The following is a 19,076-nucleotide window of genomic DNA, read 5'->3' as shown; positions in this document are numbered from 1 at the left end:
CCTGGTGACGATGGCGTCCCTGGTCTATCTGGCGCCCGCCATCCCCCCGGTGGCGGTGGGGGCGTTCCTTTTCGGCGGCGGCGGGCGCCCGCCCGGGGAGGCCCCGGGCGAGCGGCGGTCAGCGGCCCTTGGGGCTGATGCCGAGGGACATGCCGGCGAGGCCGCGGCTGCGGCCGCCGAGCTTGTCGGCGATCGTGCGCAGCTCCTTGGCCGCCCCGGCGTCGGGGTCGGAGAGCACCAGCGGGACGCCGTTGTCGCCGCCCTCGCGCAGGCGCGGGTCGATCTGCACCTGGCCGAGCATGGGGACGCGGGTCCCGAGCGTCTTCGTCAGCGCGTCCGCGACCGTCTGGCCGCCGCCCTCGCCGAAGATGTGCTGCTGCTCACCGCAGTGCGGGCACGTCAGGTAGGACATGTTCTCGATCACACCGACGACCTGCTGGTGGGTCTGCGCGGCGATCGCGCCCGCCCGCTCGGCCACCTCGGCCGCGGCCTGCTGCGGGGTGGTGACGACGAGGATCTCCGCGGACGGCAGCAGCTGCGCGACCGAGATCGCGATGTCGCCGGTGCCGGGCGGCAGGTCCATCAGCAGGATGTCGAGGTCGCCCCAGTACACGTCCGCGAGGAACTGCTGCAGCGCGCGGTGGAGCATCGGCCCCCGCCACACGACCGGCTGGTTCCCGGCGGTGAACATGCCGACCGAGATGACCTTCACGTCGTGCGCGGTCGGCGGCATGATCATGTCTTCGACCTTGGTGGGCGGGGCGTCCACGCCCAGCATCCGCGGCACCGAGTGGCCGTAGATGTCGGCGTCCACGACCCCGACCTTGCGGCCCTGCGCGGCCAGCGCGGCGGCGAGGTTCACCGTCACCGACGACTTGCCGACGCCGCCCTTGCCGCTCGCCACCGCGTACACCTTGGTCAGCGAGTTCGGCCGGGCGAACGGGATCTCCTTGGCGGGCTGCCCGCCGCGCAGCTTGGTCTGCAGGTCCTTGCGCTGCTCCTCGCTCATCACGTCGAGGTCGACGACCACCGAGGACACGCCGTCGAGCTTGGACACGGCCTCCGTGACGTTCCTGGTGATGGTGTCCTTCATCGGACACCCGGCCACGGTCAGGTAGACGCCGACGCGGACGGCGCCGTCCGCGTCGATGTCGATGCTCTTGACCATGTCGAGCTCGGTGATGGGCTTGCGGATCTCGGGATCGAGCACCGTGGCGAGAGCCGCGTTCACCCGCTCGTTCGTCAGAAGGGAGGCCATGCGTCCATGGTATGAACCCGACGCGCCAACCTGCTAATCAGGGTGTCGGTCCTCACACCCGGCGTACACGCGGAGGGCACGCGGCCTGCGCGTCCATCGCGCGGGCGGCCCGCCCGTCCTACCATCGGTCCGTGACCACCGACCTCGCCTCGGCCGCCGCCGAGCTGATCGTGTGGCGGACCATGCTGCGCGCCCAGGCGCAGATCTCCCGCCGGCTGCAGGCCGACCTGACGGCCCGCCACGACCTCGCGCTCGGGGCCTACGAGGTCCTCGTGCACCTCGGCGAGGCGCCCGACGGGCGGCTGCGGATGAACGACCTCGCCGACCGCGTGCTGCTGTCGCGCAGCGGCCTGACGCGGCTGGTCGACCGGCTCCAGCGGGACGGGCTGGTGGCCAGGCAGTCCTGCGCGAGTGACGCGCGCGGCCTGTTCGCCGTCCTGACCGCCGACGGCCGGGCCCGGCTCGCCGAGGCCGCGCCCACCTACCGGCAGGGCGTCCGCGACCACATCCTGAGCCGGCTGGACGAGCCCGACCTGCACGCCCTCGGCCACATCCTCGACAAGCTCGCCGACGAGGGGGCCTAGGGGACGGGCTTCTTGGCGTCCAGCTCCCTGATCATCTGCTGGAGCTCCGAGCGCAGGAAGTCGCGGGTGGCGACCTCGCTCATCGCGACCCGCAGCCCCGCGATCTCGCGGGTGAGGTACTCGGTGTCCGCGATGCTGCGCTCGTTGCGCGACCGGTCCTGCTCGTACTGGACGCGGTCCCGGTCGTCCTGCCTGTTCTGGGCGAGCAGGATCAGCGGCGCCGCGTAGGACGCCTGCAGCGACAGCATCAGCGTCAGGAAGATGAAGGGGTACGGGTCGAACCTCAGCCACGACGGCGCCAGCAGGTTCCAGCCGATCCACACGGCGACGAACACCGTCATGTACACGAGGAACCGGGCCGTCCCCAGGAACCGCGCGATCCGCTCCGACAGCCGCCCGAACGACTCGGGATCGTAGTAGGGGCGCGGCAGCAGCGTCCGGCGGAGCTCCCTCGGCTGGTCCAGGCGCGAGGCCATCTGGCGTGTCGTCGTCATGTCGTCCCCCGGAGAGCCTCTTCCTCGGGATCGGCGGTCTCCTCGGCGGTCGCCTCCATCGCGGCCTCCCGCCAGTCCTCGGGCAGCAGATGGTCGAGGACGTCGTCGATCGTCACCGAGCCCAGCAGGTGCCCGTTCTCGTCCACGACCGCGCCCGCGACCAGGTTGTAGGTGGCCAGGAACATCGCGACGGCCTCCAGCGACATGGTGGGGCGCAGCGGGTCGAGCTCGGCGTCGACGATCCCGCTGACCAGCGTCGGCGGCGGCTCGCGCAGCAGCTTCTGGAAGTGCACCGTGCCGAGGTAGCGGCCGGTCGGCGTCGCGGTCGGGGGCCGGCACACGTACACCTGGGCCGCCAGCGCCGGGTTCAGGTCGGGACGGCGGATCAGGGCGAGCGCCTCGGCGACCGTGGCGTCCGGCGGGACGATGACCGGATCGGTCGTCATCAGGCCGCCCGCGGACTGGTCGGGGTAGGTGAGCAGCCGCCGGACGGGGGCCGCGTCGCGCGGCTCCATCAGCGTCAGCAGCTGCTCGCGCTGCTCGGTCGGCAGGTCGCCGAGCAGGTCGGCGGCGTCGTCGGGGCCCATCGCCTCCAGGACGTCGGCGGCGCGGTCCACGCCGAGCTTGCCGAGGATCTCGATCTGGTCGTCCTCGGGCAGCTCCTCCAGGACGTCGGCGAGCCGCTCGTCGTCCAGCGCGACGGCGACCTCGGTGCGCCGCTTCTCCGGCAGCTCGTGCACGATCGTGGCGAGGTCGGCGGGCTTCATCCGCTCGAACGCGGCGATCAGCCCGGCGGCGCCCTGCCCGTGCTCGACGGCGGAGAACCCCTCCACGGCGTCCCAGCTCACGACCATGCTCTCGCCGCGCTTGCGCAGGCCCCGGCCCGTCCGGCGGCGGACGGCGACCTTGGTGACGAGCCAGTCGCGGGTCCGGGTCGGCTCCATCGCCACGTCCACGACGAAGGCGGCCTCGCCGGAGTCGCGGAACCGGACGGTCCGGTCCAGCATCTCGGCGATCACCAGCGTCTCCGACTCGCGCTTCTGGAAGCGGCGCATGTTCAGCCGCCCGTCGAAGACGACGGCGTCCGCCTCGATCACGGTGACCCGCGTGATCGGCAGGAACACCGCGCGGCGCGAGGCGACCTCCACCACCAGCCCGAGCGCCCGCGGCGGACGCGGCGCGAGGCGCAGCGCGACCACGACGTCGCGGACCCGGCCGACCTGGTCCCCGGCCGGGTCGAACACCGCGACGCCCGCGAGCCGGGCGATGAACACCCGCGACGGAGGTCCGCTCATGGCCTGGACACTACCCGTGATCTCCCGACTGATCCGGACGGGTATGTCACATCCGGCCGTCACCCGGCGTCTGGGGGGCGAAAGGGACGTGAAAGGGTGGGGGACCGTGAGCGACGCCTTCGCAGAGCCGTTCGAGCAGCACCGCAACCTGCTGTTCGCTGTGGCCTACCGGATGCTCGGCACGGCGGCCGACGCCGAGGACGCCGTCCAGGACGCCTGGCTGCGCTGGTCGGCGGGCGACCGCTCCGGCGTGGCCGACCCCAAGGCCTACCTCGTGCGGATCACCACCAACGTCGCGCTGGACCGGCTGCGCTCCGCGCGGGCCCAGCGCGAGACCTACGTCGGGCCGTGGCTGCCCGAGCCGATGCTGACCTCCCCGGACGTCGCCGAGGACGCCGAGATGTCGGAGTCGGTGTCGATGGCCATGCTCGTCGTCCTGGAGACGCTGAGCCCCCTCGAACGCGCCGTGTTCGTGCTGAAGGAGGTCTTCGGCTACCCCTTCGCCGAGATCGCCAAGGCGCTGGACCGCTCCGAGGCGTCGGTCCGCCAGCTCGGCACCCGCGCCCGCAAGCACGTGGAGGCGCGGCGCCCCCGCTTCGAGGCCCGCGGCGCCGAGCGGCGCGCCGCCACCGAGCGGTTCTTCGAGGCGGTGCTCGGCGGCGACGTCAACCGGCTCCTGGAGGTCCTCGCGCCCGACGTCGCGCTGTGGTCCGACGGCGGCGGCAAGGTCCGGGCGCCCCGCCGGACGATCTTCGGCGCGGAGCGGATCGCGCGCTTCCTCGGCGCGATCGAGGGTCAGCCCTACGAGGGCGTCGACCCGGCCGACATGCGCTTCCGGCGCGTCGACCTCAACGGCGAACCGGCCCTGGTCGTGGACGGCCCGAACGGGCCGATCAGTGCCGTCACCGCCGACGTCGACGCGGACGGCATGGTCCAGGCCATCCACCTGGTGGCCAACCCGGACAAGCTGCGCGCCCTCGCGGAAGGGCGCCGCCTGCCGATGTGACGGCCCGCCGCCGTGGGCCCCGCGCGGCGGCTACCGGTCGGCGCGCCGGCGTTTGCGGCCGTACAGGCGCGGCGGCGTTCCGGCGGTCGTCGCGGGCGTCGGCACCGGCCGGACGGTCGCGTACTCCCCGCCCGCCTCGACGACCTCCTCGGCCGGGGTGAGCCGGACGATCCACGACTCCGCGGCCCAGGCCTCCACCTGGCCCTCGTGGGTCCGGGCGTTCAGGCGCTCCTTGGCGAGGACGGGCGCCACCTCGTCCCACAGCGGCGAGCCCGGCTCGACCTGCTCGGCGTCGGCGACGAACGCCAGGAGCCGCCCGCCCTTGTCCTTGCTGCGCAGGATCACCGTCACCTGCGCCGCCTCCGGCAGGCCCGGCAGCGGCTGCTCGCCCTCCCCGCCGGTCAGCACGTACGCCGACCCGTCGTGCCACACGTGCCAGGCGGCGCGCGGCTGGGGGAGACCGGGCAGGTCCAGCCACAGCAGCCCCGACTTCTTGGCCGCCTCCTCCAGCAGTGCCCTGTTCAGACCCATGCCCCGAGGGTCTCACACCCCTGGATAGCATCCGGGGCCATGCGCTCACGACGTACCACCCTCGCGGTCCCGGGCAGCAATCCCCGCTTCATCGAGAAGGCTCAGGGGCTGCCCGCCGACGAGATCTTCCTCGACCTGGAGGACGCCGTCGCGCCGTCGGCCAAGGAGGGCGCCCGCGCGACCGTGGTCGCCGCGCTCAACGACGGCGACTGGGCGGGACGGACGCGGGTGGTGCGCGTCAACGACCTCGACACCCACTGGGCCTACCGGGACGTGATCGAGGTCGTCGAGGGCGCCGGCGCCAACCTCGACGCGGTCATGCTGCCGAAGGTGTCGGACGCCTCCCACGTCCAGTGGCTCGACCGGCTTCTCACGCAGATCGAGCGGGCGACGGGCCTGCCCCCCGGCCGCATCGGCATCGAGGCGCAGATCGAGGACGCCCGGGGCATGGTCAACGTCGACGCGATCGCCGCGTCCTCGCCCCGGCTGGAGGCCCTCGTCCTCGGCCCCGGTGACCTCATGGCGTCGATCAACATGAAGACCCTCGTCGTCGGCGAGCAGCCGCCCGGCTACACCGAGGGCGACGCCTACCACTACATCCTCATGCGGATCCTCATGGCCGCCCGCGCCCACGACCTCCAGGCGATCGACGGCCCCTACTTCAACGTCCGCGACGTGGAGGCCTTCACCCGCGTCGCCGAGCGTTCCGCCGCCCTCGGCTTCGACGGCAAGTGGGTGCTGCACCCGTCCCAGATCGAGGCGGGCAACGCCGTGTTCTCCCCGACGCAGGACGACTACGACCACGCCGAGCTGATCCTCGACGCCTACGAGCACTCGCTCGGCGAGGGCCGCGGCGCCGCCCGCCTCGGCGACGAGATGATCGACGAGGCGTCCCGCAAGATGGCGCTCGTCGTCGCCGCCAAGGGCCGCGCCGCGGGGTTGGCCCGGACGAAGCGCTTCGATCCGTCCGGGAACTGATGGGCCCGTACGATTCGTCCCACGTACACGAGATCTACCGGGAGGCGTCACACGTGGCAGGACCAGGGGACGGCGACGGCTGGGCGCCCCTCGACCCCGATCTGGGACGCGAGCCCCGGCGGAACCCGCAGCCGTCCGGTCCCGAGCCGGCGCCGGAGGGCGTTCGGCCGCCGCCCGCCGCCTGGCCGCCGAACCCGGCACAGCCCCCTGGCGCCGGGCAGCCCTACGGCCCCGGCGGGCCGCACGGTCAGGGGTACGCGCCCGGAACGCCGTACTGGGACGGGGTGCCGGCGCAGCCGCCGGGCGCGGACCACTTCGGCCCCTACGCCCCCCCGTACGGGATCCACGCGGCGAAGCGGCCCTGGACGGTGGAGACGCCCAAGGCGGCCCCGTTCCACCGGCTGGCGCGCAACGAGGTGCACCGGTGGTGGCGCCCGCTGGCGGGGACCTTCGGGATCGCGGCCCTCGGGATGGCCCTGGCCATCGGGCTGCTGATCGTGGGCGTCATCGTCCAGGTGGTGGTCACGGGCGAGGCTCCCGACACCCCCGGGACGGACACCGACTCGATCTTCGGCGACCAGACGGCCGACCTGGCGTACAACCTCGGGTCGCTGGCGCTGTTCCTGCCGGTCACGCTGGGCGCGGCGTGGGTCGTCCAGCGGCGGCGGCCGGGCACGCTCTCCTCGGTCGCGGGGCGGCTGCGCCGGCGCTGGCTCCTCGCCTGCTCGGGCCTGGCGATCTTGTTCTGCGTCGTGTCCTACGGAACGTCCATCGCCGCCTCCGCCGCGATCGACGACCCGTCGGGCGGCGACGAACACTGGGTCGGGTGGGGACGGTTCGTCGCCCCCGCCATCGTCATCATCCTGCTGGTTCCGTTCCAGTCGGCGGCGGAGGAGTACGCGTTCCGCGGCTGGGTGCTCCAGGCTGTGGGCGCGTGCACTCTGGAGAACGCCAGGAGCCGCGTCGGCCGTGCCTTCAGCGTGGTGTTCCGCACGCCGTGGCCGGGGATCGTCGTCGGCTCGGCCCTGTTCACGGCCGGGCATGGCTACACGGGCTGGGGAATCCTCGACATCTTCGCGTTCGGCGCGGTCGCGGCCTGGCTCACGGTGCGGACGGGCGGGCTGGAGGCCGGCATCGCCCTGCACGTGTTCAACAACCTGATGGCGTTCCTCGGACCCGCGGCGATCGGTCAGCTCGACATCGAGCAGGGCGCCGTCCCCTGGCAGCTCGTCGCGGCGGACATCGTCCCGATGCTGCTGTACGCGGCCGCCGTCACGTGGCTGGCGCGGCGGATGCGGGTCCAGCGGGTCACGGCCGGCCCCGGGGACGGCGAGGCGCCGTTGACCGCGGCCACGGCGCCCGCGCACGCCTCATAGGACACCCCAGGCGGCGAGGGCGTCGAGCAGGCCGGGCGTCATCGGGAGAGCGCCCAGCTCGCCCGGGGACACCCAGCGGACCTCGGACGCGTCGTCGCCTGCGCGGAGCGTCCCGCCGGACACGGTGGCCATGTAGTCGTGGATCTCGTAGACGACGCCGGGCCCGGGGCGCTCCACCGTCCCGGCCAGGGCGCTGACGAGGACGTCCAGACCGGTCTCCTCCCTCAGCTCGCGGGCGACCGCCGCCGGATCGTCCTCGCCGGGCTCGACCCGCCCGCCCGGGATCGACCACAGGCCCTCTCCCGGCGGATGGCCGCGCCTGACCAGCAGGAACCGCCCCTCGCCGTCCCGGACGATCCCGCCCACGCAGCGCACTCGCATGACCCCATTTTGTCGCCACTTTCCAGGGCGGCGACCCCCCAGCCCCTTGACGAGGCGGGACGTGGCCGCGCAGGGTGGTTAGTCATGAGGGCGGAGCCCACATGCCCGCGCTGTGCGGGCCCGCTGACCGCGCCGAGCCTCTGGTCCAGCGACTGGAGCTGCGGCGTGCACGGTGCCGTACTGCCGAGGCAGCCGTCCCATCGCCCTGGCCCCGAGGGGCTGGCCGTCGTCCTGCGGGACGCGAGGGTGCCGGTCTGGACGCCGTGGCCGCTTCCGGCGGCGTGGCTCGTCACGGGATTCGCCTCCGTCGGCGACGAGCGCTCGGGCGCCCGCGCGACCGCCGTCGCGGTGTCCGGCCCGGGCCTGCTGCACGGCCCCGCCGACATGGTGCTGATCGCCGAGGAACCGGGCATCGGTCTCGGCGCCCACTACGCGGGGCTCTCGGGCCCCGATCCCGGCACCGCCTTCAACGGCGGCCCGCCCCACGTGAAGCTGGACATCGGCGGCCCCGCCGCCACCAGCGGGCATACGGTGCCGATGTGGGCGGTGGGCGACCGCCCCGACCGCGCCGCCTACGTCGGCGAGGCGATGGGGAACTGGCTGTGGGCGGTGCTGTGGCCCGCCGACGCCGGGGTGCTCATGGTGGAGCGCCTCACCCTGCTCGACCTCCGCGAGCCGGGAATGGAACTCGACCTCCCCTACGGCGCGTACAGCCCCCGCCTCGACGGCTGAGCGGCTGGTATGAAGGGCCTATGCGGATCGATCTGCACTGCCACAGCGACGCGTCCGACGGGACCCGGCCGCCGGCGGAGGTCGTCCGGCGGGCGCGCGAGAACGGCGTCGACGTCGTCGCGCTCACCGACCACGACACCGTCGCCGGCTGGGACGAGGCCGCCGCGTCCCTCCCGGACGGCCTGGCGCTGGTCCCCGGCATCGAGCTGTCGTGCAAGGAGGACGGCCGGAGCCTGCACCTGCTCGGCTACCTGTTCGACCCGGGGGAGCCGGTGCTGGCCGCCGAGCTGGCCCGGATCCGCGACGACCGGGTGGTCAGGGCGCGCGGCATGGTGGAGCGGCTGAACGCTCTCGGCGCCGAGGTCGGCTGGGACATGGTCCGCGCGCTGGCCACGGGCGAGGCGGTCGGGCGCCCGCACATCGCGCGCGCCATGGTGGAGGCCGGCGTGATCGAGACCGCGGACGAGGCGTTCACGTCCCGCTGGATCGCGCAGGGCGGCCGCGCCTACGTCGAGCGGTACGCGCTCGACGCGGAGCGGGCGATCGAGCTCGTCCGCGCGGCCGGGGGAGTGTGCGTCCTGGCCCACCCCCGGGCGCGCCGCCGCGGGTACGTGTTCGGCGACGAGGTGATCGAGAGGCTCGCCGCCGCCGGGCTCGCCGGGGTCGAGACCGACCACCCCGACCACGCCCCCGAGGACCGTGCCCGGCTGCGCGACCTGGCCGCCGCGCTCGGCCTCGCCGTGACCGGCTCCAGCGACGACCACGGCGCGTTCACCGGCGACCGGATCGGCGTCGAGACCACCGCGCCGGACGCCTTCGACGCGCTCCGCGCGGCCGCCACCGGCGGCGATCTCCGTCTGCCCGACCGGGGCGGCGAATCGCGGTAGGGTGCGAAGCGTGGACGCGCGCATCGAACAGGTGGTGACGTCGGGGAAGCTCACCCTGGACGACACCGAGTACGACGTCGAGAACAACACCTACATCGTCGGCGACGACGACGAGGTCATCGTGATCGACCCGGCCAACGACGCCGAGGCCATCCTCAAGGAGGTCGGTGACCGCGAGGTCATGGCCGTCCTGCTGACCGACGGCAACGAGCACCGCCTCAGCGTGGTCCTCGAAGTCGCCGCGGCCGGCGAGGAGGACGAGGACAACTGGGCGCCGATCGCCCTGCACCGCGCCGACCGGCTGCTGTGGCGCGACTACTTCGGCCGCCTCGCCAAGGAGGAGGACGACGAGGACGACGCCAAGGCGCTGCGCTCCCTCGAACCCGACATCTGGCTTGAGGACGGCGGCGTCTTCGAGATCGGCGAGGCGCAGCTGGAGATCGTGCACACCCCGGGCCACACGCCCGGCAGCGTCTGCGTGATCAGCGAGCAGCTCGGCCTGCTGTTCTCCGGCGACACCCTGCACCGCGGCCGCCCGGGCTCGGTCGGCGGCGTCTACGAGGACCTGCGCAAGCAGCTCAACTCGATCGGCGCGCTGCTCACCCCGCTGCCGAAGGACCTGCGCGTCCTGCCCGCGCAGGGCGAGGAGACCACGGTCGGCGAAGAGGACGCCCGCTGGGAGAGCTGGGGCTCCATGGCGAGGGAGTCTGACGACTAGCTGTGGGAGCCGAGCAGCTGGGCTTTGAGGGGATGCCTCAGCGGCTTTACACGTGCACGCCTTCGCGGCTGAACACGTGGCTGGACTGCCCGCGCCGGTACCGGATGACGTATCTCGATCGTCCGATGCCGCCCAAGGGGCCGCCGTGGGCGCACAACAGCGTCGGTGCGAGCGTGCACAACGCGCTGGCCGGCTGGTGGCGGCTGCCCGTCCACGAGCGCAGCCCCGAGGCGGCGGGGAGGCTGCTGCTCCGCGGCTGGCTGACCGACGGGTTCCGCGACGAGGCGCAGTCCGCGCAGTGGCGCGAGCGGGCCCGGGAGATGACGGAGCGGTACGTCGCCGGGCTGGACCCGTCCGACGAGCCCCTCGGCGTCGAGCGCACCGTGGCGACCCGCACCGACCGGATCGCGGTGTCCGGGCGCATCGACCGGCTGGACGCGCGCGGCTCCGAGCTCGTCGTCGTGGACTACAAGACCGGGCGGCACGTCCTGACCGCCGACGACGCCCGCGGCTCGCTGGCGTTGGCGATCTACGCGGTGGCGGCGTCGCGCGTCCTGCGCCGCCCGTGCCGCCGGGTCGAGCTGCACCATCTGCCGTCCGGCGAGGTCGCGGTGTGGGAGCACACCGACGAGTCGCTGGCCCGGCACATCCGGCGCGCGGAGCAGATCGCCGCCGAGGCCGCGGCCGCCGACGACGCCTACCGCGCCGGCGCCGGGAAGCGCGCCGGCGTGCCGAGGCCCCGCGAGGGGGAGGTCGACCACGCCCCGCACGACGAGCTGTTCCCTCCGCGTCCGGGGAACCTGTGCTCGTGGTGCGACTTCGCCCGCCACTGCCCGGAGGGCCGGGAGGCCGCCCCGCGCAAGGAGCCCTGGGCGGCGCTTCCCGTCGACGCCGTCTAGGCGGTGGCGAGTTCCCGCCGCCCGGGCCAGCGGCGCGGGTCGCGGAGGCCGTAGAGGCCCTTGCTCAGGTCGTAGCCGTCGGCCGCGAGCCGCTGCCGGGCGCGTTCCAGCATGTCGCGGGTGTTCTTGGCGAACGCGTAGTCGTGCAGCCGCTCGGGGACCGCGTTCATCGCGAGGCGGAACGAGCGGAGCGCCGCCGTCACCGCGGGCTGCGGCACCTCGGGCAGCGCCCCGTACATCTGGCGGGCCCAGTCCGGCAGCGAGTAGTAGCAGAGCGCTCCGAACGGGAAGTAGCCAGGCTTCCCGGGCGCGAGGAATTTGAGATTCTCGGGCATCGTCGGCCACATGAGGAACCGCACCGTGGCGGCGGCCTCCTCGGTGACGCGCAGCTGGGGCCGCATCTCGGCGAGGTAGGCCTCCATCTCGGCCACGCTGCCGGGGACGTCGTCGGCGTGCAGCCCGACGTAGGTCGCGGTGTGCCGCTGCTCGTCCAGGTACTTGTCCGCCATGGCGTCGGTCAGCGGCAGCCCGGCCCTCCGCGCGACCTCCAGGTAGGAGTACACCTCGGCGCAGTGCACCCAGCGCAGCAGTTCGGGCTGGTCGAGCCGCTCCCGCTTTCCGGTGTCGTGGTTGAGGATGCGCAGGCTCCGGTGGATCTCCCGGACGCGGTACGCCAACTCGTCGATCTCCTCATGCGACCCGTACGTGGCCACCCCGACGAAGTCGGCGGTGCGCTGGAGCCGCCCGAACGGGTCCTCCTGGAAGTTGGAGTTCTGCCAGACGCCCCACATCGCCATGGGGTGCAGCGCCTGGAGCATGAGGCTGCGCACCCCGCCGATCCACATGGACCGGTCGATGTGGACGCGCCACGTGACGCTCTCGGGAGCCTGGACGGTCGCCGACATGTACACCTCCGTGAGACAAACTGAAGTAAGTGTGTCATTACCCCAGCGCCCCCGCGCCACCGCCCCCCTTCCGGGAGGCGAGGCGTCCACGGCATACGCGGCTCCGGTGGTCTAGTCGGTCATAGGGGCTCGTCTCGGACGACCTCCAGGTTCAGGAAGCGTGGGCCGTCGGTGCACAGGGCCTCCATCTGCCCGGCGATGCGCCGGGTCTCGGGGAGGTCGCTGTTGCGCATGGCCTCTTCGAAGGACGGGAACTCGACGATGTCGACGTAGTGGGACGAGTCCTGGCGGTCCTTGGTGTGCAGCTCGTGGGTCGCTGTCCGCTTCCCCTGGCTGGCCTGCGCCCACTCGTCGAACAGGCCTTCCAGCTCGTCCTGGCGGTCGGTGCGGTAGTCGATGATCTGTACGAAGCCCATCCGGCTCAGCTCCCGACCGTCGCGCGCTCGTTCTTGAGGTGGGTGCGGATCTCTTCGCGGAGCTCCGGGGTGTCCTCGTGCCCGTGCACCGAGGCGGCGTGCTCGGCGGCGGCGCGGACGACCTCGTCCTCCTCGCCGCTGATGGCGAGCGTGCAGTTCATCTCGCTCGGCATTTCCCTGCAGTCGGCGACCTTGCGCATGTCTCCCCCTCGCCGGCCCGGCGCCCGCGCGCGAGGTGAGATCGTGCTCGGCGGCGGCACCCCGTCCGGCCGTTCATCCCGCCACACCGTCACAATGCACTTCAATCGTCGCATATCCCCATGTCAGGGGGAAGGTGTCCGAGGCGCGTTGTACGGTGACGCCTCACCGAGGAGAGGGTGTGCCCATGGAGTGGGTCGAGTCCGGCGGGGGGCCGCTGCTGGCCGCGCCCGCGTCGCAGCTGGCCCGCTGGGAGGGCGCGACCGACGACGAGGGGCCCGAGGAGAACTGGGGCGACTACGGGCGCGCCTGCGCGGTCGACGGCTACATCGGGCTGGTCGGCATCGGGGAAGGGCGGGGCCTCGTCCTCGGCGACGAACCCGCCACCACGACCTACCTGCCGGACGAGCGCCTCTTCGTGCGGTGGGCGGCGGCCGACTCCGAGTCCGAGCTCGTCGAGGCGGCCAGGCGGGCCGTCCACCGCGTCGAGTGGCGGGAGGAGCTCGACTGGGACGTGGACGGCGCCGTCGTCCTCTTCGACTCCGCCTGGCCCGGCGCGACCCCCGAACCCGGCAACCACCTGGGCATCGACCTGGCCCCGGGCCGCTACCGGGTGCGCGCCGCCCCCACGCGGGACGACCGCAACTGGATGATCCTCGTGCAGCTCCGGCCCGTGCCCTAGCGCCTGTCTCGAAGTGGCCTCGGCCGCACGCGCGAACGCGTGAACTGGCCGGTGGAGCGAAGCCGGAGGCGAGCGGAGCCGGGCAGATCGCGAAGCGATGCCGCGTTCGCCCGGGCACGGTCACGGAGCGAGCCGCCAGGCGAGCGAAGTGGGCCGGGACTGTGAAACACAGCCCTAGCCGGCCAGCGCCGCCAGGCGGCGGGCGAGGCGGGCGGCGGCCTCCCGCAGCTCCGGAGGCTCCAGAACCTCCGTTTCGAAGTCCAGCCGGGCCACGTGCACGGCGAGCGCGTCCAGGTCCGCCGCGCCGACGACGAGCACGCACCGGCCGTCGCGATCGTCCTCGACCCGTCCCACCTGGGGCGGGACCAGCTCCCGCACCTCGTCGGCCGTGGCGTGGACGCGGATCCGCGCGAGGTGCCGGTACGGCGCCTCGGTCACGGCCCGCTGCACGTAGGCGACCGGGTCCGGATGCTCCCTCGGCCGGAACCGCCAGGTCGTCGCCACCGCCTCGCGCATCCGGTCCAGCCGGAAGGTGCGCCAGCCGTCGCGGTCGGCGTCCCATGCCATCAGGTACCAGCGGCGTCCGGTGGCGACCATCCGCACCGGCTCGACCGTGCGCTCGCGTTCCCCGTCCCGCCCGGGGTAGCGGAACCGCACCCGAACCGCGTCGCGGCAGGCCCGCGCGAGCGTCACCAGCAGCTCCGCGTCGATCTGGACGCCGGGGCCGACGAGGGTCTCGGTGGCGCCGTGCACCGCCCGCACCTCGGCCCGCAGGCGGGGCGGCATCACCTGGTCGAGCTTCGCCAGCGCCCGCAGCGCCGCCTCGCCCGCCCCGGCGACCGTGCCGCCGGACGCCATCCGCAGGGACACCGCCGTCGCGATCGCCTCCTCGTCGTCGAGGAGCAGCGGCGGCAGCCGGGTGCCCGCGCCCAGCCGGTAGCCGCCGCCCACGCCCGCCGTCGCGTGCACCGGGTACCCGAGCGCGCGCAGCCGCTCCACGTCGCGCCGCACCGAGCGGTCGGTGACGCCCAGTTCGGCGGCGAGGGCGGCGGAGGTCCAGGACGACCGCCGCTGGAGCAGCGCCAGCAGCCGCAGGACCCGCTCGGTCGTCCCCTCAACGCTCACACGCGCAATCGTTCCACGAATCACGGACCGCTGCTGTCCGCTATTGCCGCCACACTGGCCCCATGACCGAGACCTGGAATCCGCTGCTCCGGGACCAGATCGCCTGGCACTGGGACAACCAGCTGCGTCCTCGCATCAGCGGGCTTACCGACGACGAGTACTTCTGGGAGCCCGCGCCCGGCTGCTGGAGCGTGCGCCCGCGCGGCACCGGCACCGCGCCCGTGCAGGCGGGTGCCGGTGCGATGACCATCGACTTCGCGATGCCACCGCCCGACCCGGCCCCCTTCACGACGATCGCCTGGCGGCTCGCGCACGTGATCGTCGGTGTTCTGGCGGTGCGGAGCGCCGCGCACTTCGGGCGCACGCCCACCGACTACCAGGCCTTCGAGTACGCCACGACGGCGGACGAGGCGCTGACCCAGCTCGACGCGGAGTACGCGACATGGCTGGCCGGGGTCGAATCGCTCGGCGAGACCGGCCTCACCCGCCCGTGCGGGGAGGCCGAGGGCCCCTATGCCGAGCGTCCCCTGGCAGCGTTGGTCCTGCACATCGACCGGGAGCTGATCCACCATCTGTCCGAGGTGTGTCTGCTCCGCGACCTCTACTCGCACACTCACCGGAAGGCGAGCTGACATGGCCCGCAACGTCCAGATCACTTTCGACTGCGCCGACCCCGCCGCGATGGCGGCCTTCTGGGCCGAGGCCCTCGGCTACCGGCTCCAGGACCCGCCCGGCGGCTTCGCGTCATGGGACGAGGCCCTGGAGGCGATGGGCGTCCCGCAGGAGAACCGCAACGACGCGTCGGCGGTGGTCGACCCCGGTGGCTCCGGCCCCCGGGTGTTCTTCCAGCGCGTCCCGGAGGGCAAGCAGGTCAAGAACCGTGTGCACCTCGACGTGCGGGCCGCGCCGGGCCTCGACGGCGACGAGCGGATGGCGGCCCTGGAGGCCGAGGCCGACCGCCTCGTCTCCCACGGCGCCACCCGCCTCCAGCGCCACGACCCGAAGCCCCCGCTCGACGCGGGCCACATCGTGATGGCCGACCCCGAAGGCAACGAGTTCTGCCTCGACTGAGAGATCCGGCGGAGGTGCGCCGCCGGTCATCTGCCGGCGGTGACGGCCTTGAGTTCGTCGAGGGACTCGCGGATGTGGTGGGGGAGGTCGTGGCGGTCGTCGCCGAGCCAGCGTTCGAAGGCGACCTTGAAGACGGCGATGCCGGCCTCGGCGGTGAGGGCCGCGGCCGGGTCGGGGACGCCGCGGCGGCGCAGGGCCTCGGCGAGCGCCCCGGCCAGGGTGGCGAGTTTGATCAGCTCTCGTTCGCGCAGTTCCGCGTTCGCGTCGATGACGGCCTGGCGGCGGCGGGCGTGGTCGCGGCGTCCAGCGAAGACGGCGCCGGCGGCCTCCAGCGCCGCGGCCGTCGCGTCGAGCGGCGCCGCGGTCGCCGGGGCGTCGGCGACGGCGGTGGTGAGCAGGTCGTGGAGCAGCGCCGAGCCCGCGAACAGGACCTCGCGCTTGTCGGCGTAGTGGCGGAAGAACGTGCGCTCGGTGAGGCCGGCCCGGCGGGCGATCTCCGCGACGGTGGTCCGGTCGAAGCCGCGTTCGCCGTAGAGGTCCAGCGCCGCCTGTTCGAGCCGGCCGCGCGCGTTCGGCTCCCATCGCCCCATGGCCGGAATCCTAGTCGATGACAGTCACTGACATCGTGCGTGTATGGTGATGACAGTGACTGACATCGATCCGGGCACGACCGTGCCCGGCGGCTCAACGGAGGGTCTCCCATGCACGTCTTCGTCACCGGGGCGTCCGGCTGGATCGGATCGGCGCTCGTTCCCGGACTCCTCGCGGCGGGCCACCGCGTCACCGGGCTCGCCCGCTCCGACGCCTCGGCCGCCGCCCTCACCGCGGCCGGCGCCGGGGTGCGCCGCGGCACCCTGGACGACCTCGACGTCCTCGCCGACGCCGCGGCGGCCTCGGACGGCGTCGTCCACCTGGCGTTCAAGCACGACATCGCGTTCTCCGGCGGGTTCCAGGACGCCGCCGACGCGGACCGGCGCGCCGTCGAGGCGTTCGGCGACGCGCTCGCGGGCTCCGATCGGCCGTTCGTGCTCGCCTCCGGCCTGCTCGGCCTCGCGCCGGGGCGGGTGGCGACCGAGCGGGACGGGCGCGAGCCCGCCGAGGGGGAGGAGGTGCAGGCCCGGCAGGCCACCGCACAGCTCGCGCTCTCCTTCGCGTCCCGTGGTGTCCGCTCGTCGGTCGTCCGGCTCCCGCCGACCGTGCACGGCGAAGGCGACAAGGGCTTCGTGGCCGGCCTGGTCGGCATCGCGCGTGACAAGGGCGTCGCCGGATACATCGGCGACGGGGCCAACCGCTGGCCCGCGGGCCACGTGTCGGATGCCGCGCGGCTGTTCCGGCTGGCGCTGGAGAAGGCCCCGGCGGGGTCGGCGCTGCACGCGAACGCCGATGAGGGCGTGCCGTTCCGGGCCATCGCCGAGGCTATCGGACGCCGGCTCGACCTGCCGGTGGCGTCCATCGCTCCCGGGGACGCGGCCGGCCACTTCGGCTGGCTCGCCGGAGTCGTGGGCCTGGACGCGCCGGCGTCGAGCGCGCTGACCCGCGAGCTGCTGGGATGGCGCCCGACCGGCCCGAACCTTGTCGAGGACCTGGAGATGGGGCACTACTTCCAGGCTCCGTGAACGGCGGACACGGCCCGCCGGGCGCCGAGGCGGGCTGAGGACGCCGCGGTGACCCGCCGTCGGTCTCCGGGGCCGGCGGGCGGCGGCGGGCACCCGGAGAGGGCATGGACCGGTCGTGCGACCGGTACCTACTTGAGGGTGCGTTCGCTGTCGGACCAGAGGGCGAGCAGGGCGGCGGCCGTGGTCTCGGGGGCGTCCCACGCGGGGGAGTGGGCGGCGCCCGGGATGACGACCTTGGGCGCGTTGAGGCGTTCGGCCATGGCGGCCTGGGCGCGGGGGTCCCAGGCGTCGTCGTCCTCGCCGTAGATGACGAGGACGCGCAGGCCCGTGTCGGCGCAGTGCTTGGCCAGCTCGTCGACGCGGTCGGGGGCGGTGAGGATCTCGTCCGCCATGCGCGCGAGCCCCTTCTCGGAGTTGCCGAGCGTGCGGGCCTTGAGGAAGGCGACGATCTCGCGCTGGATGCCCCGTCCCAGGTAGTCGGGTTCGAGGCTGAGCTCCCAGATCTGCGCCATGCCGAGTTCGGGGATGGCGTCGCGCAGGGCGCGGGCCCTGGCGGCGGCCGGGCCGCCGACGGCGCCCGGACCCGAGCTCATCACCGTGAAGGACGCGGGGCGTGCCCCGGCGAGGACGGCCTCGCGGCACACCAGGCCGCCGAACGAGTGGCCGACCAGGTGGACGGGGCCGGGGCCCAGCGCCGACAGGAGGGCCGCGATGTCGGCGCCGAGGGCCGCGCGGGTGTAGGCGCTCTCGTCGTCCGGGCCGAGGGTCTCGTACTGGCCGCGCATGTCGATCGCGACGACGCGGCGACCCGACGCGGCCAGGGTCTCCAGGACGGCGAGGAAGTCCTCCTTGCTGCCGGTGAGGCCGGGGACGAGGAGGGCGGGGCAGCGGTCGGGCATGCCCGATCCCGGAAGGGCCTCCAGCACGGCGAACGGGCCGCGGGAGGTCTCGACGGTCGTCCGGCGAACACCGGGGGGCAGACTCACGAACCGGGGCGTACTCACGGTGGAAACCTTAGTCAATGGGGGCCTGCGGGCATCGGTAAGAAATCTTCGGTGGTAGCGTCGCCAGCGTGGTCGCCATGCCTGCCATCTCCGCCCACCGCCGCGACGAGGCCGGCCTCACGGGCCTCGGCGACGCGGTCGCGTCGGGCGCCGAGTACGTGGAGATCGACATCAGACGGACGGGGGACGGGCGGCTCGTCGTCCACCACGATCCCGAGATCGCGGGGCTCCGGCTGAACCGGCTCCCCTACGAGCGGATCCAGGAGCTCGCGGTGCGGCCGGTGCCGCTGGCCGGCGACGCGATGAAGATCATCGCGGGCCGGGCGCAGGGTCATCTGGACCTCAAGGAGCGCGGCTGCGAGCACGAGAGCGTGGCGCTGGCCGTGGAGGCGTTCGGCACCGGGAACTTCGTGGTGACCACCGGCGAGATCACGTCCCTCGTGGAGATCAAGAAGAGCTTCCCCGGGGTGCGGACCGCCCTGTCGGTCGGCCGCAACCTGTGGGAGCGGGGCGCCGCGCACGACTTCGCGCCGCTGCGGCTGATCCGGCGGGCGGGCGCCGACATGGTCGCCCTCAACCACCGGCTCGCCCGCGTCGGCGTGCTGCGCCAGTGCGGGCGCGCCGGGATACCGGCCATGATCTGGACGGTCAACGCCGAGCCCGTCATGCGCCGCTTCCTGCGCGACCCGCGCGTCGCCGTCCTCGTCACCGACCATCCGGGCCTCGCCCTCAGACTGCGCGAGGGAAGAGGCCCGGACGGAACGCGACCGCGGGACTGAGACGTCTCGCGGTCGGCCGCTCCGCCGCCCGGTCAGGCGGTCTGCGACGCCTCGGCGGTACCGCCCGAAGTCGCGGCCGGCTTGCCGGCGCGGGTGCGGCGGCGGGGCCGGCTGCGCGGTCGCCACCGAGCGCAAGCGCAG

General features: G+C 73.7%; 24 protein-coding genes. 13 read left to right on the top strand and 11 right to left on the bottom strand.

Annotated features, from left to right (window positions below; genetic code table 11):
- Positions 1-118: 118 nt before the first annotated feature.
- Positions 119-1,258: an Mrp/NBP35 family ATP-binding protein gene (locus tag AB0K37_RS30915; protein WP_363986976.1), complete on the bottom strand. Its 1,140-nt coding sequence runs from the start codon at positions 1,256-1,258 to the stop codon at positions 119-121.
- A gap of 131 nt (positions 1,259-1,389) precedes the next feature.
- Between AB0K37_RS30915 and AB0K37_RS30910 the strand changes: the two genes are divergently transcribed.
- Positions 1,390-1,842: a MarR family transcriptional regulator gene (locus tag AB0K37_RS30910; protein ID WP_363986975.1), complete on the top strand. Its 453-nt coding sequence runs from the start codon at positions 1,390-1,392 to the stop codon at positions 1,840-1,842.
- Here AB0K37_RS30910 and AB0K37_RS30905 read toward each other — a convergent pair.
- Together AB0K37_RS30905 and AB0K37_RS30900 are read right to left on the bottom strand one after the other, a co-directional pair.
- A complete protein-coding gene (locus tag AB0K37_RS30905) occupies positions 1,839-2,336 on the bottom strand; it encodes a DUF1003 domain-containing protein (RefSeq protein WP_363986973.1) in 498 nt (165 codons plus the stop codon). The genes AB0K37_RS30910 and AB0K37_RS30905 overlap by 4 nt on opposite strands.
- On the bottom strand, positions 2,333-3,631 hold the full coding sequence (locus AB0K37_RS30900) for a CBS domain-containing protein (protein ID WP_363986971.1): 1,299 nt from the start codon (positions 3,629-3,631) through the stop codon (positions 2,333-2,335). The genes AB0K37_RS30905 and AB0K37_RS30900 overlap by 4 nt, the downstream gene beginning before the upstream one ends.
- A gap of 106 nt (positions 3,632-3,737) precedes the next feature.
- Here AB0K37_RS30900 and AB0K37_RS30895 point away from each other — a divergent pair, with 106 nt between their 5' ends.
- Positions 3,738-4,637, top strand: a complete 900-nt coding sequence (locus tag AB0K37_RS30895; RefSeq protein ID WP_363986969.1) for an RNA polymerase sigma-70 factor — start codon at positions 3,738-3,740, stop codon at positions 4,635-4,637.
- Between the two features lie 30 nt (positions 4,638-4,667).
- Here the strand turns inward: AB0K37_RS30895 and AB0K37_RS30890 are convergent, their stop codons facing one another.
- Complete coding sequence (locus AB0K37_RS30890; protein ID WP_363986967.1) at positions 4,668-5,168, bottom strand: hypothetical protein; 501 nt, start codon at positions 5,166-5,168, stop codon at positions 4,668-4,670.
- Positions 5,169-5,207: 39 nt separating this feature from the next.
- Here AB0K37_RS30890 and AB0K37_RS30885 point away from each other — a divergent pair, with 39 nt between their 5' ends.
- Together AB0K37_RS30885 and AB0K37_RS30880 are read left to right on the top strand one after the other, a co-directional pair.
- Positions 5,208-6,146 carry a CoA ester lyase gene (locus tag AB0K37_RS30885; RefSeq protein WP_363986965.1) on the top strand — a complete coding sequence of 313 codons (939 nt, stop codon included), beginning with the start codon at positions 5,208-5,210 and terminating at the stop codon, positions 6,144-6,146.
- 53 nt (positions 6,147-6,199) lie between these two features.
- Positions 6,200-7,522: a CPBP family intramembrane glutamic endopeptidase gene (locus AB0K37_RS30880; RefSeq protein WP_363986963.1), complete on the top strand. Its 1,323-nt coding sequence runs from the start codon at positions 6,200-6,202 to the stop codon at positions 7,520-7,522.
- On the opposite strand, the gene AB0K37_RS30875 is transcribed toward AB0K37_RS30880, so the two are convergent.
- Positions 7,517-7,903, bottom strand: a complete 387-nt coding sequence (locus AB0K37_RS30875; RefSeq protein WP_363986961.1) for an NUDIX domain-containing protein — start codon at positions 7,901-7,903, stop codon at positions 7,517-7,519. The two genes, AB0K37_RS30880 and AB0K37_RS30875, sit on opposite strands and share 6 nt — an antisense overlap.
- A gap of 84 nt (positions 7,904-7,987) precedes the next feature.
- On the opposite strand from AB0K37_RS30875, the gene AB0K37_RS30870 reads away from it, so the two are divergent.
- The 4 genes from AB0K37_RS30870 to AB0K37_RS30855 are packed head-to-tail and all read left to right on the top strand — an operon-like array spanning position 7,988 to position 11,139.
- Positions 7,988-8,635, top strand: a complete 648-nt coding sequence (locus AB0K37_RS30870; protein WP_363986959.1) for a DUF6758 family protein — start codon at positions 7,988-7,990, stop codon at positions 8,633-8,635.
- Between the two features lie 20 nt (positions 8,636-8,655).
- Positions 8,656-9,522, top strand: a complete 867-nt coding sequence (locus AB0K37_RS30865; RefSeq protein ID WP_363986957.1) for a PHP domain-containing protein — start codon at positions 8,656-8,658, stop codon at positions 9,520-9,522.
- Between the two features lie 10 nt (positions 9,523-9,532).
- Positions 9,533-10,240, top strand: a complete 708-nt coding sequence (locus tag AB0K37_RS30860; RefSeq protein WP_345186645.1) for an MBL fold metallo-hydrolase — start codon at positions 9,533-9,535, stop codon at positions 10,238-10,240.
- Between the two features lie 32 nt (positions 10,241-10,272).
- Positions 10,273-11,139, top strand: a complete 867-nt coding sequence (locus AB0K37_RS30855) for a PD-(D/E)XK nuclease family protein (protein WP_353834245.1) — start codon at positions 10,273-10,275, stop codon at positions 11,137-11,139.
- Here AB0K37_RS30855 and AB0K37_RS30850 read toward each other — a convergent pair.
- The 3 genes from AB0K37_RS30850 to AB0K37_RS30840 all read right to left on the bottom strand — a co-directional run bounded on the left by AB0K37_RS30850 (position 11,136) and on the right by AB0K37_RS30840 (position 12,660).
- On the bottom strand, positions 11,136-12,044 hold the full coding sequence (locus AB0K37_RS30850; protein ID WP_363986955.1) for an oxygenase MpaB family protein: 909 nt from the start codon (positions 12,042-12,044) through the stop codon (positions 11,136-11,138). The two genes, AB0K37_RS30855 and AB0K37_RS30850, sit on opposite strands and share 4 nt — an antisense overlap.
- Positions 12,045-12,163: 119 nt before the next feature.
- A complete protein-coding gene (locus AB0K37_RS30845; protein ID WP_363986953.1) occupies positions 12,164-12,460 on the bottom strand; it encodes a hypothetical protein in 297 nt (98 codons plus the stop codon).
- 5 nt (positions 12,461-12,465) lie between these two features.
- Entirely contained in the window at positions 12,466-12,660 is a 195-nt protein-coding gene (locus AB0K37_RS30840; protein ID WP_363986951.1) for a DUF1059 domain-containing protein, read from the bottom strand.
- A gap of 185 nt (positions 12,661-12,845) precedes the next feature.
- Here AB0K37_RS30840 and AB0K37_RS30835 point away from each other — a divergent pair, with 185 nt between their 5' ends.
- Positions 12,846-13,340, top strand: coding sequence for an Imm21 family immunity protein (locus tag AB0K37_RS30835; RefSeq protein WP_363986949.1), 495 nt, complete (start codon positions 12,846-12,848; stop codon positions 13,338-13,340).
- A gap of 174 nt (positions 13,341-13,514) precedes the next feature.
- Here the strand turns inward: AB0K37_RS30835 and AB0K37_RS30830 are convergent, their stop codons facing one another.
- Positions 13,515-14,465, bottom strand: coding sequence for a YafY family protein (locus AB0K37_RS30830; protein ID WP_363986947.1), 951 nt, complete (start codon positions 14,463-14,465; stop codon positions 13,515-13,517).
- 62 nt (positions 14,466-14,527) lie between these two features.
- Here AB0K37_RS30830 and AB0K37_RS30825 point away from each other — a divergent pair, with 62 nt between their 5' ends.
- Together AB0K37_RS30825 and AB0K37_RS30820 are read left to right on the top strand one after the other, a co-directional pair.
- Positions 14,528-15,097, top strand: coding sequence for a DinB family protein (locus tag AB0K37_RS30825; protein WP_363986945.1), 570 nt, complete (start codon positions 14,528-14,530; stop codon positions 15,095-15,097).
- A gap of 1 nt (position 15,098) precedes the next feature.
- On the top strand, positions 15,099-15,536 hold the full coding sequence (locus AB0K37_RS30820) for a VOC family protein (protein WP_363986943.1): 438 nt from the start codon (positions 15,099-15,101) through the stop codon (positions 15,534-15,536).
- 26 nt (positions 15,537-15,562) lie between these two features.
- Here AB0K37_RS30820 and AB0K37_RS30815 read toward each other — a convergent pair whose 3' ends face one another.
- Positions 15,563-16,126, bottom strand: a complete 564-nt coding sequence (locus AB0K37_RS30815; RefSeq protein WP_363986941.1) for a TetR family transcriptional regulator — start codon at positions 16,124-16,126, stop codon at positions 15,563-15,565.
- 111 nt (positions 16,127-16,237) lie between these two features.
- On the opposite strand from AB0K37_RS30815, the gene AB0K37_RS30810 reads away from it, so the two are divergent.
- On the top strand, positions 16,238-17,152 hold the full coding sequence (locus AB0K37_RS30810; RefSeq protein ID WP_363986940.1) for an SDR family oxidoreductase: 915 nt from the start codon (positions 16,238-16,240) through the stop codon (positions 17,150-17,152).
- A gap of 128 nt (positions 17,153-17,280) precedes the next feature.
- Here AB0K37_RS30810 and AB0K37_RS30805 read toward each other — a convergent pair whose 3' ends face one another.
- Positions 17,281-18,156: an alpha/beta hydrolase gene (locus AB0K37_RS30805; RefSeq protein WP_363986938.1), complete on the bottom strand. Its 876-nt coding sequence runs from the start codon at positions 18,154-18,156 to the stop codon at positions 17,281-17,283.
- Between the two features lie 77 nt (positions 18,157-18,233).
- Here AB0K37_RS30805 and AB0K37_RS30800 point away from each other — a divergent pair, with 77 nt between their 5' ends.
- Complete coding sequence (locus AB0K37_RS30800) at positions 18,234-18,935, top strand: glycerophosphodiester phosphodiesterase (protein ID WP_363986978.1); 702 nt, start codon at positions 18,234-18,236, stop codon at positions 18,933-18,935.
- The last annotated feature ends 141 nt before the right edge of the window (positions 18,936-19,076 follow it).

This window comes from Actinomadura sp. NPDC049753 (genome assembly GCF_040674655.1).
Lineage (GTDB): Bacteria > Actinomycetota > Actinomycetes > Streptosporangiales > Streptosporangiaceae > Spirillospora > Spirillospora verrucosospora.
This window is presented reverse-complemented; position numbering and strand designations above follow the sequence as displayed.

What these genes read in the sequence shown, in the direction of transcription:
- AB0K37_RS30870 (WP_363986959.1), top strand. Translation starts at nt 7,988, where the DNA reads ATGAGGGCGGAGCCCACATGCCCGCGCTGTGCGGGCCCGCTGACCGCG.
- AB0K37_RS30865 (WP_363986957.1), top strand. Translation starts at nt 8,656, where the DNA reads ATGCGGATCGATCTGCACTGCCACAGCGACGCGTCCGACGGGACCCGG.
- AB0K37_RS30800 (WP_363986978.1), top strand. Translation starts at nt 18,234, where the DNA reads ATGCCTGCCATCTCCGCCCACCGCCGCGACGAGGCCGGCCTCACGGGC.
- AB0K37_RS30825 (WP_363986945.1), top strand. Translation starts at nt 14,528, where the DNA reads ATGACCGAGACCTGGAATCCGCTGCTCCGGGACCAGATCGCCTGGCAC.
- AB0K37_RS30840 (WP_363986951.1), bottom strand. Translation starts at nt 12,660, where the DNA reads ATGCGCAAGGTCGCCGACTGCAGGGAAATGCCGAGCGAGATGAACTGC.
- AB0K37_RS30900 (WP_363986971.1), bottom strand. Translation starts at nt 3,631, where the DNA reads ATGAGCGGACCTCCGTCGCGGGTGTTCATCGCCCGGCTCGCGGGCGTC.
- AB0K37_RS30845 (WP_363986953.1), bottom strand. Translation starts at nt 12,460, where the DNA reads ATGGGCTTCGTACAGATCATCGACTACCGCACCGACCGCCAGGACGAG.
- AB0K37_RS30905 (WP_363986973.1), bottom strand. Translation starts at nt 2,336, where the DNA reads ATGACGACGACACGCCAGATGGCCTCGCGCCTGGACCAGCCGAGGGAG.
- AB0K37_RS30915 (WP_363986976.1), bottom strand. Translation starts at nt 1,258, where the DNA reads ATGGCCTCCCTTCTGACGAACGAGCGGGTGAACGCGGCTCTCGCCACG.
- AB0K37_RS30885 (WP_363986965.1), top strand. Translation starts at nt 5,208, where the DNA reads ATGCGCTCACGACGTACCACCCTCGCGGTCCCGGGCAGCAATCCCCGC.
- AB0K37_RS30850 (WP_363986955.1), bottom strand. Translation starts at nt 12,044, where the DNA reads ATGTCGGCGACCGTCCAGGCTCCCGAGAGCGTCACGTGGCGCGTCCAC.
- AB0K37_RS30875 (WP_363986961.1), bottom strand. Translation starts at nt 7,903, where the DNA reads ATGCGAGTGCGCTGCGTGGGCGGGATCGTCCGGGACGGCGAGGGGCGG.
- AB0K37_RS30835 (WP_363986949.1), top strand. Translation starts at nt 12,846, where the DNA reads ATGGAGTGGGTCGAGTCCGGCGGGGGGCCGCTGCTGGCCGCGCCCGCG.
- AB0K37_RS30815 (WP_363986941.1), bottom strand. Translation starts at nt 16,126, where the DNA reads ATGGGGCGATGGGAGCCGAACGCGCGCGGCCGGCTCGAACAGGCGGCG.
- AB0K37_RS30855 (WP_353834245.1), top strand. Translation starts at nt 10,273, where the DNA reads ATGCCTCAGCGGCTTTACACGTGCACGCCTTCGCGGCTGAACACGTGG.
- AB0K37_RS30820 (WP_363986943.1), top strand. Translation starts at nt 15,099, where the DNA reads ATGGCCCGCAACGTCCAGATCACTTTCGACTGCGCCGACCCCGCCGCG.
- AB0K37_RS30810 (WP_363986940.1), top strand. Translation starts at nt 16,238, where the DNA reads ATGCACGTCTTCGTCACCGGGGCGTCCGGCTGGATCGGATCGGCGCTC.
- AB0K37_RS30890 (WP_363986967.1), bottom strand. Translation starts at nt 5,168, where the DNA reads ATGGGTCTGAACAGGGCACTGCTGGAGGAGGCGGCCAAGAAGTCGGGG.